Raw genomic sequence first — 16866 nt, 5'->3', positions numbered from 1 at the left:
ACTACCAATCAATCAATCAAATCAGATCTTCCTTGCAATCAGCATAACACCTATAGCCATGGCTGCTGCTGCAAAGCCTATCTGACCAAGGGTTGGGTTTGACTCCATTATTATGGCTGAACTTATAAGTAAGGATGAGGTAACTATACTCCCTGCTATAAGTGTAGCACTACTGCTCAACCTTGTCCTATATCCTAGCCTACCGCTTCTGCTACTACTGCTACTACTACCTTCCATTAGGCTCCTCTCAAGATAATCTCTTAGCATTGGTGCAACTGCTATGTAATCCTGTAAGCCTCTTACTATACTCTCTATGGAACTCTTCACCTCCTCAATATAAGCATCCCTTATCAGTCCTTCCTCTTGGAGTAGGGAGGAGAGTACCCTCATGAACTGAAAGTCAACCTTAAGAGTTAGGTATATCCCTTCTAGCAGGGATGCCATCCTCATGTAAAGTGCAAGCTGCTTTGGAAGCCTGAATGGGAATCTAGTCATAGTTCTGTTTGCTAACTCCATCAAGGCTTTAACCTCCATCTCATCAACCTTCTTGCCATGCATCCCTTCTATGGCAAGTGCTATCCCCTTCTCTATCACATATCTATTTGCATCTGGAGCAAGTGCACCTAGGCTGAAGAGTATGTTTACTGCTCTTGCAGGATCCTTCTCAATCAATGCTAGATATAGTCTTATCAACTTGAGCCTTGTGCTTGTATCCAACCTGCCTACCATACCAAAGTCATACAGGATTATGGTGCCATCTTCCTTGACTGCAATGTTGCCAGGATGGGGATCTGCATGAAATATATCATGCTTGAGGAGCATCTTAAAGAATAGTCTGTGCAGTCTTATCACAAGTGTCCTTCTATCTATCCCTAGAGCATCAAGCCTCTCCACATCAGTAACCTTTACTCCAGGTATGTACTCCAGAGTTAGCACTCTACTGCTACTCCTCTCCTCTATTACATCTGGTATCATCACATACCTATCTCCCCTCAGATTCCTCTTTATCCTCCTCAGATTCTCAGCCTCTATCCTATAGTCCATCTCTTCCCTTATAGTCTCAACGAACTGATAGTATATTGATTCTAGAGAGAATGCTATGTTTGGATCAAGGAACCTTATAGCATATGGTAGGAGTAACCTTATTGCTTCAAGATCCCTCTCAACTGTATAGTGTATGTTTGGCCTTATCACCTTAACCACAACATCCCTGCCTTTATACGTAGCCATATAAACCTGCCCTAAGCTTGCACCAGATATGCATCGCTCATTGAATGAGTCAAATGCCTTATCCATTGCTCCAAACTCCTCCTCTATTATCCTCTTAACCTCCTCTATTGGTGCTGGAGGCACATCATCTTGGAGCTTTGCAAACTCCTCAAGATATGGCTGTGGGAGTAGATCTGGTCTGCTTGAGAGCCACTGGCCAAACTTTATGAACACTGGTCCTAGATCTATGAACGTCTTCACAGCTTTACTTGCATTCCTCCTCATCCTTGCCTCATCACATCCCTTCCCTTCCTTCTTCACCCATTCCTTTCTATCACGCTTGAACCTTATAATTATGGGAGCAAGCCTTATGGCTATGTGTAGGCAACGCCTCTTAAGCTTGTAATCCTTCTTCTTACTGCTTGCTGATACCTTTCTCCCCTTCATAACCTTACTTCCTACCTCCTTCCTCCTCCTTCCGACCTTCTGCTATGTAGGTCACTTCTTGCTAACCTCTCTACCCTTATTAGAGAATTGATTATCCCCTCATCATAATCCTATCCTTGATATATCTACCCAAGAGGTATAGCATATACCCAGATGCTGCAGATACAAGTGTACCAGCAATTATAGCGTTACTCTTGCTTGTAGTTGCTTTATACACCCTGCTACCTGCCTTTAAACCAGCATATACTCCAAATACACTAGCAAAGATCAACTCTGGAGCATCAAGCAGTATATGCATGAGGGGGTCCTTCCTTGGATCCGCTCTATCTACATGCACAACATACTTATCCTCATACTCCCTTATGTGCAGATTACCGTACCTGTACTGCTTCCTAGCACCCATGGGATCTCCAAGCAGTGTCTCCTCTGCACCATCAAGCATTATAGGTCTAGCATCCTTTGGAACCTCTATCCCTTTACTCATAAATTAATTATTTCTATTTAAATAATATAATTCTTGATCTCTGCAATGATCATAAGATATTCATAATGTTAAGGCTAGATGAGATATTAGTTGATTATGGCAAGTACTCTTCTTCTGTTATACATAACCAATGATAAAATAATTGTAGTAGTTACTCTCCTATTATCTGCATTATGATGCTCCTCTCCCTGCTCCTTATATCCAGTTCTATAAGCACTACCTGCTGCCATGTACCAAGTGCCAATACTCCATCAACAAATGGTATTGTTAGTGATGGTCCTAGCAGTGATGCTCTAACATGCGAGTGCCCATTACCATCATGCCATGCCTTCTCATGCTCATACTCTATGCCTTTTGGTGCTACACGCTCAAGCATGTTTGGGAAGTCCTTAAGTAACCCTGGCTCATATTCTATAGTTGTTATTGCAGCAGTTGAACCCTTGACGAATACAGTAACTATACCATTGCTAAGCCCACTCTCTCTTACAGCCTTGCTTATATGCTCGCTTATATCAATAATGTCTGCTTCTCCCCTAGTCCTTACGTTAACTCTCTTTGTTATCACTTGCATGGTTAACCTAATTATATAACTACCTTTAAGCGTTAAACATGGAAGGGGTAAGGAGTAGGTACATCTATAAGGGTAAGGTTATAGCACTCAGGGTTGATGAGCTTGAGGATGGTAGGGTAAGGGAGGTGGTTGAGCATAATGGCTCAGTTGCCATACTCCCAGTGCTTGATGATGGTAGGGTTGTACTTGAGAGGCATTATAGGCATGCTATAGGGAAGGAGTTGATTGAGATCCCTGCAGGGAAGGTTGAGGAAGGGGAGAGCGTAGAAGAGTGTGCACAGAGGGAGTTGGTTGAGGAGACTGGATATAGGGCAGGGAGGCTTGAGTACATGGGGAGATGCTACATGACCCCAGGCTATTGCAATGAGTTGATACACTTCTTCATTGCAAGTAACCTTGAGAGGGTCTCCAGCGTAAGCATGGATGAGGATGAGGAGATAAACCTGCTTGTAATAAGCATTGATGAGGCTATAGAGAAGGCTCTAGCCAATGAGATAGAGGATGCCAAGACGCTCTATGCACTCTTGAGATACGCTATGTTTCAGCATTAAGGAGTAGCAAAAGATGTGTTAGTTAACTCGCCTATAGATGTGGTCTCTCTATACTTAACATTAACCTTATCCCCTACCTCATGATTCATGCAGTTTGATACATTTATCAGTCTATGGGATGTTGTCTCTACCGTACATGAAGAGCCATTAACAGATACAACAGTTGAACTCTCACTAACCTCATTCTTCACCCATGGAAGGTTTGGGATTATAGCAAATAGAGCAATTGCTATGAATGCACCAACGAAGAGGGGAAAGAGCCACTTTGAATACCACCACTCCTCTTCCTCACGCATACCTACTATTTCCCATAAGAGGTTATTAAACTTTGTAAATTACCACGATGTTAGAACCAAACTATTTCCAAGATAATTAAATAAATATTAGAAAGAGATAAACAGATAATATATTATACCCTCCTTCTTATTATATAACTTACACCATCAACAAGGAATACAAAGAGCAGTATGACTATGAAGAATGTGAATGCAGCAGAATAGTTAAGGATGCTAACGTACTGAGTTATATAATAGCCTATGCCTCCAGCACCAACTATGCCAAGTATACTTGCAGTCCTAAGGTTGTACTCGAACATGAACATGATATGGCTCATCATCTGCTTCTCAGTATGCTTGAATAGTGCCTTTGCCATCATCATCCATGGCAGTGCTAGGGAGCCCAATGCTTCATAATGCTCCTTACCAACGTTCTCAAACGTTTCATAGAAGAACTTTGATAGGTATCCTGCAGTGTAGAGTGCTAGAGCAACAGCACCAGCAACGTTCCCTGGCCCAAACATAACAACAAAGAGTATACCCCAGAATATCGCTGGTACCGTTCTGAGTACATTTGCAATAGTCCTTACTGTTAATGATATCCATCTTGCAGTTATGCCCTGGGCAGAGATGGCAGATAATGGGTAAGAGATCAGTGCACCAACCACTGTGCCGAAGAGTGCTATGATGAAGGTTTCGCCTACAGCATGCAATGCATCTGGGAGCAGATCAAACCTTATGTAGAGTTCTGAGACAAATGTTGCTAGATTCCTTGATGCCTTGAGCCATGAATCAAGATCAACAAGACCTAGGAAGTATGCTAGTATCAATGCGATGAGTATCAATGCCCATATAACCATAAAGCATCACCTACCATAGCCTTGAGAGCATTCTATCTGCAAGCATATACGCTTCATCTGCATACTCCTCAGCAAGTGCCCTATCATGCATGACTATGATGGATGATGTTGAGTTCCTCCTACCCATCTCCTTGAATATATCAAGGATTGAGCGTGCATTATCTTGATCAAGGTTAGATACTGGCTCATCAGCAAGCACAACCCTTGCACCCTGCATCAGTGCTCTAGCAATTGCAACCCTCTGCCTCTCTCCCCCACTAAGCATGTTAACCTTGCTCCTTGCCTTCTCATAAAGGCCTATGCTCTTGAGTATGCTCATGGCCCCATCAACATCCTCCTTCCTCCATAACCCAAGCAATGCTCTAAATGGAGAGTCTGCTGCTCTTGCAAGGAGAACATTCTCAAGTACAGTTGCATTATCCACAAGTCCAAGGCTCTGGGGTATGTATGCAACCCTCCTCCTCAACCCATTGCTATATTTACCATAAACCTCAACACCAAGAACCCTAACCATACCCCTTATTGGCCTAATAGAACCATTTATTATCCTAAGGAGTGTGCTCTTACCAGAACCACTCCTACCCATCAACGCTATGCTCTTACCACGCTCTACAGCAAGGTTAACGTTATCGAATAAAATGCTTCTGTTGCTGTAGCCATATGCTACAGCTATAGTCTCAACTGCATATATGCTTCCTACAGATGCATCTTCTCTTCCCTGAACTATCATATCTTTATCACGTTATCAAGCCCTGTAACCTTTAGTGCATCCATCAACGGCCCTAGATGCTGTGCCTCATACCTTATCCCAAACTTTACGAAGATTGCTGATACGAACTTCTGCACCTTCTCTGGCTCCTTGTTTAGATCCCTCAACGCATCCCATAGCTTCATCTTAACATCCTTTGGTAGGTTCTTTGAGATTAGTGTTACATGCGCTGGATTCGGTCCATTCTGCTCAAGTACCTTACTGTTCTCAAGTGCCTCCTGGTATAGTTTTGCTGGTACATCCCCTGCAGTAACAGTAACATCCACCTGCCTCTGCTTCAATGCCTCCCAGCATTGAGCATAACCTCCACCAAACACAACCTCACCGAAGAACTGGTTTGGAAGATCTACTGGCCTCTTGCTTGCATCTATAGGCTTGACATAACCCTTCTCAACCAACGTCTTCATTGGCATCACAAAGCCAGAGACTGAGGTCTCGCTAGGGAAGCAGACCTTCTTGCCCCTCAACTCCTCAAGCGAGTTATAGGGAGAATCCTTTAACACTATCCAGTATGAGTAGTAGTAGTTGAGTACATGCTGCTCATTGCCTATGAACACTGCTCTCCTCTCAACAAGCATTGGTGAGACTACATCTGCATGCTTTGCTATCATTGCTCCTACAAGTGAGCCAACGCCTAGGGCAACGTGTGCATGCCCAAACCTCATACTCTCAACTATTGCAGCGTTGTTCTGTGGGAAGAGTATCTCAACATCCATGCCAAGCCTATCCTCGAAGTACTTCTCCAACTCTGCTGCTTCAGCAACAACCTTATCCCTTGGTATTGGTTGCACAACTATAACAAGTTTGTTGAGCCTCTGCTGTGCCTCTGCCTCTACCTGTATGCTGCTAGCAGCAACCAACCCAGTAACTAGGAGTGCTGCTGCCAAAACAGCAACTATCTGCACATATCTCATTAGGCTAGGCTAATTAGGCAAACCTATTTAAACATTGTTATAACCCCGTTATACAATATAAGAATAAATCCCCAAGAGGAGAAGATTATCATGGTGATGAGATTGACCTGCGCTGATCCCATATGGGAGATGAGGAGATGCATCTCCCCTGATCCTTCCTTTATGATAATATTTTTTTATGGCAGAGCAGGATGGTGAGCCATGAACAGAGTAGCAAATAATAGCAAGAGGTTTGAGCTTCCTGGCAGTAAGGCACATTATGCACCGTCAAAGCCATTCCTTATAAAGCATATTAGACTTGAACTCAAGCCAGATCTTAATGAAGGGAGCATAAATGCTAGGGAAGATATTGAGATAACTGCCAATAGTGAAAAGGTTAGGAGTATAGTGCTTGATGCTGCTGAACTTAAGATAGCAAGGGTTATGCTTGGGGAGCAGGAGTTGAACTTCAAGCATGTAGATGAGAGGTTGAGGATAGAACTACCTAGAGAACTCAAGGAGGGTGAGAACGTAAAGATAACCATAGAGTACAGTGCTAAGCCAAGGAAGGGTCTGCACTTCATAAAGCCTGATGAGCACTATCCAAAGAGAAGATTGCAAGCATGGACACAAGGGGAGAGCATATACTCTAAGTACTGGTTTGTATGCATAGACCATCCAGATATTAGGTTCACAAGCGAGATGATAGTTGATGTGCCAGATGGGTTCACAGCAGTAAGCAATGGTAGGCTTGTAAGAGTTGAGGATAATGGTTCATACAAGAGGTACCATTGGCTTGAGGAGTGTGGACATCCAGCATATCTAACCTCACTTGCAATAGGAAGGTTCAGGGAGTTGAGGGATGAGTACAATGGCGTAGAACTACTCTACTACGTGCCAGAGGATATGGTTGATTATGCTGAGCTATCATTTGCAAATACAAAGGATATGATGAGGTTCTTTGAGGAGTATACAGGTGTGAAGTATCCATACAGCAAATACGCTCAGGTTACCGTTGATGACTTCATATATGGAGGGATGGAGAACATAAATGCAACTACACTTACAGTGGAGACTTTGCATGATAAGAGGGCTCATATAGACTTTACAAGCGATCATCTTGTAGCACATGAACTTGCACACCAGTGGTTTGGTGATCTGGTAACGTGTAGAGATTGGCAGCATATATGGCTGAATGAGTCATTTGCAACCTACTTTGAGGCACTCTACTGGCTACATAGCAGGGGGGAGGATGAGTTCAACTACTACATAATGCAGTATGCGAATGAGTACTTTGAGGAGTATAGTAAACGTTATGCAAGACCCATAGTTACAAACGTTTACAAGCATCCAGATGATCTATTCGATAGACATGCGTATGAGAAGGGTGCCTGTGTATTACACATGCTCAGATGCATGATTGGGGATAAGCAGTTCAGGAGGGCAATAAAGCATTATCTAGAGAGGTTTAGGCTCAGCAATGCTGAGAGTGAGGAGTTTAGAAGATGTTGTGAGGATGCTACTGGCTACTCTCTCCAAGAGTTCTTTGAGCAATGGCTGTATAGAGCAGGGCATCCAGAGCTTAAGATCAAGGTTGATTACAACCATGATACAAGTATGCTAAACATCAACATAGCACAAGTACAGAGCATTGATGAGGGCAAGCCATTCATCTTCCCGCTAGATGTGCATATAGTGAGTAGGGATGGTAAGAGGGAGGAGATCATGCTCAACATAGAGGCTAAGGAGCAGAGCATGCATATACCACTCAAGTATGAGCCTATGTACATAAGCATAGATCCACTCAACAAACTACCATTGAAGAAGATTGTAGAGTTGAAGATAGACAAGCATATGCTCATAGCTATGCTTAAGCATGGCAATACTGTTGAGAGGATAAATGCTGCAAGGGCTCTAGCAAACACTACCATGGACTCTGACGATGTTATAAATGCATTGAGGGAAGCAATAGTAAGTGATGCATTCTGGGGTGTTGCTGCAGAGGCAGCAAAGGCATTGGCAAGCATAAAGGGTGAGAAGGCATACAGTGCACTTACAAGCATAGTAGAGTCTATCAAGCATCCAAAGGCTAGAAGGGCAGTTGTAAGAGCGATAGGTGAGTTTGCAAGGGAAGATAGCATACAATTGCTTAACAGGATAGTGCAGAGTGATGAGAGTTACTATGTACAGGCAGAGGCTGTACTTGCAATAGGGAAGAGTAAGAGTAAGAAGGCATTACCATACCTTATGGGCTCACTCCAGATAAGGTCCCATAATGAGGTTGTTAGAGCATCAGCAATGGCTGCATTTGGTGAGGTTAGGGATGAGTTCAGCATACCAGTGCTCATAGATCATACAAGGCTTGGGGAGCATAACAGGGTTAGGGAAGCAGCAACTCTAGCACTAAGCAAGTATGCAAAGGGTAATGAGAAGGTAGTAGATCATCTCATACAACTGCTTAGAGATCACTGGTTCAGGGTAAGGATAAATGCTATAAAGGCACTTGCAGAGGCTCAGGAGCAGAAGGCATTAAGAGACCTTGAATGGGTTGCTAGCAATGATATAGATGCTAGAGTAAGAAGGGTTGCAGAGGAGGCAATAATAACTATAAGGGAGGCTACACAGGTACCAAAGGAGTTAGCACAGATGAGAGAGGAAGTAGAGAGGCTCAAGGGTATGAGTAGGGATATGATGAGTAGGCTTGATATGCTAGAGAGGGAGATAAAGTCAAGTTAAGTAGCGATAGAATAAAAGGTAAAGGTACTCCTCCTACTCCTACTACTCCTGCTGTTTATTTTATTTCTTTAAGGTATTGGCATTACTAGATCAGCAATATCCACCCATATCCTTGCAAACTTGTCAAGTAGATGCATAAAGCCAAGAACCTTGGCATCTGTATCCTGCTTCATGCTTGAGATATGCTCACTTAGCATAAGGTACTGCTTCATAACATCTATAGAGCCCTTCCTATCATGGTTTATGAATGCTTTAACAGATGTATCCTGTATCCTCTCAACCATCTTTGCTACCTCTACAAGGTTGCTATGCTCATCTACCTCATGCTCTAGGGATTCTACAGCCCTTGCAAGTTCAACTGCACTATCTCCAGCACTCTCTAGCAGGTGTGCTGCTAGCCTGTAATCCAAGACCTCTATGCTTGTTAGGTTCATCTTTGCTGCTAGCCTCTGATCCTTCAGCAGACTCCTCAATAGCCTTACAAGTAGGAAGTACTGCCTATCAACCTCATCATCCCTCCTTGCTATGCTCTTGAGTATACCCTTATCCTTGCTCTGCAATGCTGTTATAACATCCCTATACATGCCAGAGACTATACTGCTTATCCTGTAGAGTATCTTCTCAGCATCGAGTGTTGTTGCATCAAGCAGGAACTGTGCAACTATATGGGTTGCATCCTCATCAACTATCTCTAAACTCACAAGCTTCTCTATAGCCTCCTTTATCCTCTCCCTCTCCTCATACGATATTGGTGTGTTGGCTTTAACCTTTATAAGATCATAGCCTAGAAGGTACGCTCCAGTTATCTTGTTCGCTATAGGCTCGTAGTATGGTGAAGGGTAGTTTATCACAACCTCCTTGCTCTCTTTAACCTCATCTAGCGTTGGATATATCCTCAAAGAGTTATCATTTGCAGTCTCTATCAGTACTATACTACCCCTCTCTATACCATTGTTCTCAACCCACTCCTTTGGTAGAGAGATGAGTAGGCTACTCCCTATCCTCTGCACCTTTCTAGTGTATCTCATTTAAATCAATTTATATTCTTTAAACGTTATTTATATATGCTCTCATCTAGCATACAACTCTAGTTGTGCATTATGATGATGACGATGATGGATGGATATGCTAAGGCTATTGCATTTGCACCAGGTCATATAACTGGGTTCGTTGAGTTCCCCACACCCATGCTAGATGATCCCCTACTCAAGGGTTCTAGGGGTGCTGGTGTATGTATAAGTAAGGGTATAACCACCGAGGTACACCTCTACCCATACGATGGATTAGAAGTACCAGAGATAAAGATCTCTATAAATGGTAAACCTTGTAGCGATGCAGATGTATCACTCTACGTAGTCAAAGAGTACCTTAGGTTAGTTGATATACGTAGATTCAAGTTAGATATAATGCATAGGGCAGATATCCCAATAGGTTATGGTTTAGGTTCAAGTGGGGCAGCAGCACTCAGCCTCTCCTATGCTCTTAACAGAGCATTTATGTTGAACCTTAGCAATGAGGAGGCAGCAAGGATAGCACACAAGGCAGATCTAGCATGCAGGTGCGGTGCTGGTACGGTGATAGCAGAGTACCATGGAGGATTAGAGATGAGGCTCAAGGCTGGCGCACCTGGTATAGGTATTGTTGAGAGCATAATAGATGAGGTGGATGACTATAAGGTGTTGATGCTCTGCATAAGCCCTTACTCAACCAAGGAGTTCCTTACAAACAGGATAGGCATGATAAATGGGCTGGGAGGGAAGATGCTTAACATACTCAAGGAGAGCAGATCTGTAGAGACCTTCCTTGATCTATCTTTCAGGTTTGCTAGATCTATAGACTTCATCACAGATAGAGCAGCAAGGGTTATAGATGCACTGCATTGTATAGGCTGCAAGGCATCTGTAGCACTATTTGGAGAGACTGTATTCACCATAGTAAGTAATGATAAGGTTGGAGAGGTTGAGAAGGTTCTATCATGCTACAGGGATCTCTACTCTAACTCCTCTTCATCAGTATGCTATCTATCATGCAGTATAGATACAAGGGGTGCAACAGTAATTGAGGATACCAGAGAACCATCCTAGAGCAGAGTCGTTAAGGATAAGGGAGAGACTTGTAGAGTGCTTAAGGAGGGGTATAGTTGTTGAGCAAGGGTTGATAGCGCATGGTAGGGGAGAGGCATTTGATTACCTGCTTGGAGAGCGTACAACCATATACGCTAGAGAAGCCATAAGGGCTTCAGTGGCAATGATGCTCCTTGCAGATAATCCAGTCATATCCGTTAACGGGAATGTTGCATGCCTCTGCGCAGGGGATGTTGTAAGGTTAGCATCACTCATCAATGCAAGGATAGAGGTTAACCTATTCTACAGATCATATGAGCGTGAGAAGGCTATAGAGATGCTCCTCAAGGAGCATGGTGCCAGTATGGTGTATGGGGTAGGTGATAGGGCAAGCATGAGCATACCAGAACTCATGAGTGAGAGGAGGAGGGTTGATAGAGATGGGATATACAGTGCTGATGTAGTTCTTGTGCCATTGGAAGATGGGGATAGGACTGAAGCCCTTGTAAGGATGGGCAAGAAGGTTGTAGCAGTAGATCTTAACCCATTATCAAGGACTGCAAAGAGTGCTACCATAACTATAGTTGATAACATAACAAGAGCAATGCCTTTGATGGTTGAGACCGCTAAATGGTTGAAGGATGAGCCAAGGGATAGACTCAATGAGATACTCAGATCATTCTCTAACGCAAGGAACCTTGAGGCATCCCTAGCAGTGATAAGGGGTAGTGTAGATGATATGTATGTAGAGAGGGAGAGGGAAGGAAGGGAAGGAGGTAGGTAGGTAATAGTAGATTGTGAATACAGCAAGTAGGTGTTATGGATTATGGGTAGCAAGATAACCGTTGAGAGCATAATGGGTATGAAGGGTAAGAAGAAGATAGTTGCTGTAACAGCATACGACTATACCACAGCAAGGATATGTGACAGGGCTGGTGTTGATATCATACTTGTTGGGGATAGTGCTGCAATGGTCATGCTTGGGTATAAGAGCACAACCCCTATCAGCATGGAGGAGATGCTTGTATTCTGCAAGGCAGTATCTAGAGCAAGGGAGCATGCTATGGTAGTTGCAGATATGCCGTTCATGTCCTATCAGATCAGCATGGAGGATGCACTATACAATGCATGTAGGTTCATAAAGGAAGGCAATGCTGATGCTGTGAAGGTTGAGGGAGGGAGGGAGTTCAAGCATGTTGTAGAAGCAATTGTTGATGCTGGTATACCTGTCATGGGGCATATAGGCTTGAAGCCTCAGACTGCACCACTATGGCATGGGTATAAGGTTCAAGGCAAGGTGGTTGATGATGCTTCTAGACTAATAGAGGATGCTGTTGCTATAGAGGAGGCTGGAGCATTCTCCATAGTGCTGGAGCAGGTTACATATGAGGTTGCAGAGATGATAAGCAGTAGATTAAGCATACCTACAATTGGGATAGGTTCAGGCTCTTCATGTGATGGTCAAGTACTTGTACTCCATGATATGCTTGGTCTCTACGAGTACAGCCCAAGGTTCGTGAAGAGGTATGCTGATCTCTCCAGTATCATTGCAGAAGCGTTAACAAGGTACAGGGATGATGTATTGAATGCTAGGTTCCCAGGAGAGGAGCATACATTCCATATGGATGCTAAAGAGTATGAGAGGTTGAAGGCTACTAGCATTGCTATGGATGCTATGAGGTCTGAGAGGAAGAATCAGGAGCAGAAGGGTGGAGGAGAGCGAGGGGAGGAGAGCATCAATAAATAGTGTGATGAGGTTATGCATATGCACCCATCCAAGGAGATAATTGGTTCGCATGGCGATGAGTTGAAGGGTAAGAGGATAGTGTTATGTGTAACTGCTAGCATTGCTGCATACAAGGCAGTTGATCTTGCTAGGCTTCTCATGAGGCATGGTGCAGATGTTTACCCAGTGCTTACAAGGAAGGCAACAAAGCTTGTTGGCAGTGAACTGCTCTCATGGGCAACTGGGAATAGAGCAGTTGTTGATCTAACATGGGAGTTGGAGCATATACAGCTTGCAGATAAGGATAGGGCAGATCTCATAATAATATATCCTTGTACAGCAAACACATTGAGCAAGATTGCTAATGGCATAGATGATACAAGCGTTACTACAGTAGCATCTGTAGCCTTAGGCTCTAGAATACCAATTATAATAGCATTAGCGATGCATGAGGTGATGTACCATAACCCAATGGTTGCTAGAAATGTAAGGGCATTGCAAGGCATAGTTGAGTTCGTTGATCCAGTTATAGAGGAGGGCAAGGCCAAGGTTGCAGAGCCTGAGCATGTACTTGCAAAGGCAATAGAGGTACTCAAGCGTAGAGCACTCCTCAAGGGCAAGAGCATACTGATAACTGCTGGTGCAACCGTTGAGCATATAGACAATGTAAGGGTTATAACAAACCTATCATCTGGAAGGTTTGGTACGGCATTTGCTAGAGAGGCTATGCTAATGGGTGCTGATGTAACGCTCATCTATGGGCATGGGAGCATTGATCCACCTTCCAATGTTAGAATCATCAAGGTTAGCACAAGCAAGGATATGCTCAATGCATTAACTAATGAGTTGAAGAGCAAGCGTTACGATGCTGTTATAATGAATGCTGCTGTTGCAGACTTTAGACCTGCTCAGGTTAGCAGTAGCAAGATAGAGAGTAGGGATAGCAATGGTTTAATGCTAAGACTTGAGCCTACTGAGAAGATAGTGGATGTTGTGAAGATGCTCAGCCCAGATACATTCCTTATAGCATTCAAGGCTGATGACTGTAGTAGGGAGGAGTTGATAGCAAAGGCAAAGGCAAAGTTGCAGGAGTGTAGAGGGGATATCGTTGTTGCAAACTATGCAAGTAGGAGTATAAGCAAAGATGGTTGTGATGCAGTAATTGTGAGCAGTGATGGTTCTATCATGGATTTGCATGGCAGGAAGGATGATGTGGCTAGGAGGATACTAGCATACATGGCAGAGAGGATGGCATCATTATCATCACAATCACCATTGTCATCATCTCAACAGCAACATCAACAACAGCAGCAGAATAAGAACGATAATAAATAAAGGAGAGAGCACTCATCTTAAGAATAATGGATGCTCATCCTTCCATACATTAAGCACTGAGATGACTTGGGTACTTATAACACCCTCTATAGTCTTGATCTGGTTTGCTAGTATGCTTGCTATCTCCTGCATGCTGCTACCCCTTACCTTCAGGAGTAGATCTCCGTATGTATGAACCTCTAGCACCTCAAGCACGTTTGGAACCTTTGCCAACTCTTGTGCAACGTACTTTACATTCCCAGGGCTAACAACAACTATAACAAGCACTAATGTACCCAATCCAAGCATGATTGGATCAACCTTGATTGTGAACTTCTTGATTATCCCACTCCTTACAAGCCTCTTAACCCTATGCCTTATCGTACCCTCATTCACATTAAGTGCCTTTGCTATCTTTACAAATGGGATCAAGCAATCCTCATGGAGTATAGATAGTATGCTCTTATCTATCTCATCTAGTAGTCTGGGCTTCCTACCCCTTCTCTTCAGCATAGATATATTTACTGTTCCAGCCTATAAATATCTTGTTTATTACGAGAAATGTAATAAATGCTAGCATAATTGATCGTATCTTCCCCCTTATTTATAATTGGCCTTTATCTACATAACCACTTTTCATAATCTTATGAGATCCTTTGTGTATCTATTCATCACAACTACCCTGCCATCTCTGCTTATTGCTAAAGAGTCCTCTATCCTTACACCATACCTGTTAGCAATGTATATACCTGGCTCTATAGTTATGCACATACCCCTAGCAAGCCTCTCCTGAGAGTTACGGCTTATCCATGGTGGCTCATGCACATCAAGCCCTATACCATGGCCAGTAGAGTGTATGAACCTCTCCCCATAACCCTTGCCCTCTATGTATGCCCTAGCAGCACCATCTACCTCTCTACATTCTACATCATCATGCACAGACTCCAAAGCCCTCTCTTGTGCCTCCCTAACGATATGGTAGATATCCTCCTTCTCCCTGTCTATACTGCCTAGAGCGAATGTCCTTGTTGCATCTGCTATGTAACCACCGTACCTTAGGGTTAGATCAACTGTTACAAGATCACCCATTGAGAGTATCCTATCACTTGGCTCAGCATGGGGTAGTGATGAGTTTGTACCAGATGCTACTATCAGGGGTGAGAGTGTATACCTGTATGATGGAGGATAGGCACCTCTACGCATCGCTTCATACATGAGCATTGCCTGTATCTGCCTCTCACTTAACCCTGTCCTTATCACATACTCACATACCTTGAATAGTTCATCGAGTATCCTTGCTGCATGCTCTATCATCCTGATCTCATACTCATCCTTCACCTTCCTTGCATTGTAGAAGATATCCTTGCTGTACCTTAACCTACTACTATCAACCAACTTAACCCTCATCCTCTCAAATATCGAATGGTCGTTACAGTCTGTGCAAATACTTGCATCCTCTGCTACAAAGGATAATGCCTTATCAAGCATGCTTGAGCCCCTCTCTGCCTCCAATACCTCGCACCTTGCAATGCTCCTTGCCCTATCTGCCTCAAGTTGGGGCACTATGAGCCTTGTATCTGATTGGTTAAGCACTACTATACCCTCGCCCCAGAAGCCAGTAAGATAGAATACATCCTCTGGCTCAAACGCTATTACTGTACTACAGCCCATCCTGTACGCCTCATCCAGAACCTTTCTGCTCCTGCTCTCTTCACTCAACCCTAACCTATTACATATCACATAACTTTAATATTTATTCTACTAGTTCTTAATGCTAGGGAGGGATAATAAGATGAGTGAGTATTATAATAATAATAACAACAACAGCAAGAGTGATAACGGGAAGGATAAGACCACTAGCAAGGTAAGATGTGTAGCATTGCTCTCAGGAGGATTGGATAGCACTCTAGCAGTTAAGATGATGAAGGATATGGGCGTTGAGGTTAAGGCACTAGCAATAAAGACACCGTTCTGTGACTTCGATTGCGGCAAGGGCTGTGGATTCAGGGTGAAGGAGGTTGCAGATGCTCTAGGGGTTGAGTTGAAGACTGTATACCTTGGAGAGGAGTACATAGAGATGCTCAAGAGACCAAAGTATGGCTATGGCTCTGGCATGAACCCATGTATAGACTGTAGAGCAATGATGTATAAACTGGCTAAAGAGTACATGGAGGAGTGCAGTGCAGACTTTATAGTTACTGGGGAAGTGTTGAACCAGAGACCAATGAGCCAGAATATGAGAGCGTTGAGGATAATAGAGAGGGAGAGCAACCTTGAAGGTAAGGTGCTTAGACCATTATCAGCAAAGCATCTAAAGCCTACAGAGGCTGAGGTTAAGGGGCTTATAAGAAGGGATATGCTCCTAGGCATAAAGGGTAGATCAAGGAAGGTTCAGATGGAGTTGGCAAGGCAACTAGGGCTTGATGCACCAAATGCTGCTGGAGGATGCTTACTAACTGATAAGCAGTTTGCAAGAAGGGTTAGAGATCTGCTTGACCATGTGAGTAATCCTACGCTCAACGATGTTGAACTACTCAAGGTTGGGAGGCACTTCAGACTTTGCAAAGATGCAAAGCTTGTAGTTGGTAGGAATAAGGATGAGAATGAGTTGATACAAGCACTTATGCAGGAGGGCGATATAATGCTTGAGCCAAAGGATGTAAAGGGACCAAAGGCACTGCTCAGGTATAACAATGGTAAGGGTGATGAGGGAGAGGGAGAAGAGGAGGTTCTAGCACTTGCAGCATCTATAGTGTGTAGGTACTCAGATGCAGATGGTCCATGTATTGTGGTTGTAAGTGATGGTATTACCACAAAAGAGATTAAAAGTGAACCCATTGCTGATGCTATGCTAGAAAGTTACAGAATATAACATGTTATAGTAATTGATAGGCTATTATCATAATTAAGTTTATAAATACTTTCAATTTACTTGCAGGTAAATCATTATTAATAAACAAGGATATAT

Annotated in this window: 17 protein-coding genes; 7 read left to right on the top strand and 10 right to left on the bottom strand. The window is 43.4% G+C overall.

What is annotated here, in order from left to right:
• Positions 1–21: 21 nt before the first annotated feature.
• The 3 genes from CRG89_RS00680 to CRG89_RS00670 all read right to left on the bottom strand — a co-directional run bounded on the left by CRG89_RS00680 (position 22) and on the right by CRG89_RS00670 (position 2711).
• Positions 22–1656 (bottom strand): ABC1 kinase family protein, encoded by a 1635-nt coding sequence (locus CRG89_RS00680; RefSeq protein WP_103286478.1) that lies wholly within the window; start codon positions 1654–1656, stop codon positions 22–24.
• 91 nt (positions 1657–1747) lie between these two features.
• The gene (locus CRG89_RS00675) at positions 1748–2140 is read right to left on the bottom strand and encodes a hypothetical protein (protein ID WP_103286477.1); all 393 of its coding nucleotides are present in this window, start codon (positions 2138–2140) and stop codon (positions 1748–1750) included.
• Positions 2141–2291: 151 nt separating this feature from the next.
• Complete coding sequence (locus CRG89_RS00670; protein ID WP_103286476.1) at positions 2292–2711, bottom strand: secondary thiamine-phosphate synthase enzyme YjbQ; 420 nt, start codon at positions 2709–2711, stop codon at positions 2292–2294.
• Positions 2712–2749: 38 nt separating this feature from the next.
• Between CRG89_RS00670 and CRG89_RS00665 the strand changes: the two genes are divergently transcribed.
• Positions 2750–3262 (top strand): NUDIX hydrolase, encoded by a 513-nt coding sequence (locus CRG89_RS00665; protein WP_103286475.1) that lies wholly within the window; start codon positions 2750–2752, stop codon positions 3260–3262.
• Here CRG89_RS00665 and CRG89_RS00660 read toward each other — a convergent pair.
• The 4 genes from CRG89_RS00660 to phnD form a co-directional block, all read right to left on the bottom strand.
• A complete protein-coding gene (locus CRG89_RS00660) occupies positions 3259–3558 on the bottom strand; it encodes a hypothetical protein (RefSeq protein ID WP_103286474.1) in 300 nt (99 codons plus the stop codon). The two genes, CRG89_RS00665 and CRG89_RS00660, sit on opposite strands and share 4 nt — an antisense overlap.
• A 113-nt stretch (positions 3559–3671) precedes the next feature.
• Complete coding sequence (locus CRG89_RS00655; RefSeq protein WP_103286473.1) at positions 3672–4397, bottom strand: PhnE/PtxC family ABC transporter permease; 726 nt, start codon at positions 4395–4397, stop codon at positions 3672–3674.
• A 10-nt stretch (positions 4398–4407) separates the two neighbouring features.
• Entirely contained in the window at positions 4408–5127 is a 720-nt protein-coding gene (locus CRG89_RS00650) for a phosphonate ABC transporter ATP-binding protein (RefSeq protein ID WP_103286472.1), read from the bottom strand.
• Positions 5124–6080 carry a phosphate/phosphite/phosphonate ABC transporter substrate-binding protein gene (gene phnD, locus CRG89_RS00645; protein ID WP_103286471.1) on the bottom strand — a complete coding sequence of 319 codons (957 nt, stop codon included), beginning with the start codon at positions 6078–6080 and terminating at the stop codon, positions 5124–5126. The genes CRG89_RS00650 and phnD overlap by 4 nt, the downstream gene beginning before the upstream one ends.
• A gap of 201 nt (positions 6081–6281) precedes the next feature.
• Here phnD and CRG89_RS00640 point away from each other — a divergent pair, with 201 nt between their 5' ends.
• Positions 6282–8795, top strand: coding sequence for a M1 family metallopeptidase (locus tag CRG89_RS00640; RefSeq protein ID WP_103286470.1), 2514 nt, complete (start codon positions 6282–6284; stop codon positions 8793–8795).
• A 68-nt stretch (positions 8796–8863) separates the two neighbouring features.
• Here CRG89_RS00640 and CRG89_RS00635 read toward each other — a convergent pair whose 3' ends face one another.
• Positions 8864–9805 carry a phosphate signaling complex PhoU family protein gene (locus tag CRG89_RS00635; protein WP_158648641.1) on the bottom strand — a complete coding sequence of 314 codons (942 nt, stop codon included), beginning with the start codon at positions 9803–9805 and terminating at the stop codon, positions 8864–8866.
• 90 nt (positions 9806–9895) lie between these two features.
• On the opposite strand from CRG89_RS00635, the gene CRG89_RS00630 reads away from it, so the two are divergent.
• Genes CRG89_RS00630 through coaBC form a run of 4 tightly spaced genes read left to right on the top strand, consistent with a single transcriptional unit; the run spans position 9896 to position 13919 of the window.
• Positions 9896–10879 (top strand): pantoate kinase, encoded by a 984-nt coding sequence (locus tag CRG89_RS00630; RefSeq protein ID WP_103286468.1) that lies wholly within the window; start codon positions 9896–9898, stop codon positions 10877–10879.
• On the top strand, positions 10854–11642 hold the full coding sequence (locus tag CRG89_RS00625; protein WP_103286467.1) for a 4-phosphopantoate--beta-alanine ligase: 789 nt from the start codon (positions 10854–10856) through the stop codon (positions 11640–11642). Before CRG89_RS00630 ends, CRG89_RS00625 begins: the two co-directional genes overlap by 26 nt.
• 42 nt (positions 11643–11684) lie before the next feature.
• Positions 11685–12605, top strand: a complete 921-nt coding sequence (panB, locus tag CRG89_RS00620) for a 3-methyl-2-oxobutanoate hydroxymethyltransferase (RefSeq protein WP_103286466.1) — start codon at positions 11685–11687, stop codon at positions 12603–12605.
• Between the two features lie 18 nt (positions 12606–12623).
• On the top strand, positions 12624–13919 hold the full coding sequence (gene coaBC, locus CRG89_RS00615; protein WP_158648640.1) for a bifunctional phosphopantothenoylcysteine decarboxylase/phosphopantothenate--cysteine ligase CoaBC: 1296 nt from the start codon (positions 12624–12626) through the stop codon (positions 13917–13919).
• A 12-nt stretch (positions 13920–13931) separates the two neighbouring features.
• On the opposite strand, the gene CRG89_RS00610 is transcribed toward coaBC, so the two are convergent.
• Positions 13932–14411, bottom strand: a complete 480-nt coding sequence (locus CRG89_RS00610) for an Lrp/AsnC family transcriptional regulator (protein WP_103286464.1) — start codon at positions 14409–14411, stop codon at positions 13932–13934.
• 123 nt (positions 14412–14534) lie between these two features.
• Positions 14535–15617, bottom strand: coding sequence for a M24 family metallopeptidase (locus tag CRG89_RS00605; RefSeq protein ID WP_197706634.1), 1083 nt, complete (start codon positions 15615–15617; stop codon positions 14535–14537).
• Between the two features lie 73 nt (positions 15618–15690).
• On the opposite strand from CRG89_RS00605, the gene CRG89_RS00600 reads away from it, so the two are divergent.
• Complete coding sequence (locus tag CRG89_RS00600; RefSeq protein WP_103287839.1) at positions 15691–16770, top strand: asparagine synthase-related protein; 1080 nt, start codon at positions 15691–15693, stop codon at positions 16768–16770.
• The last annotated feature ends 96 nt before the right edge of the window (positions 16771–16866 follow it).

The sequence above is a fragment of the Candidatus Nitrosocaldus islandicus genome (assembly GCF_002906215.1).
Taxonomy (GTDB): Archaea; Thermoproteota; Nitrososphaeria; order Nitrososphaerales; family Nitrosocaldaceae; genus Nitrosocaldus; species Nitrosocaldus cavascurensis.
Note: the sequence above shows the minus strand (reverse complement) of the source record. Positions and strands in the feature narration are given on the sequence as shown.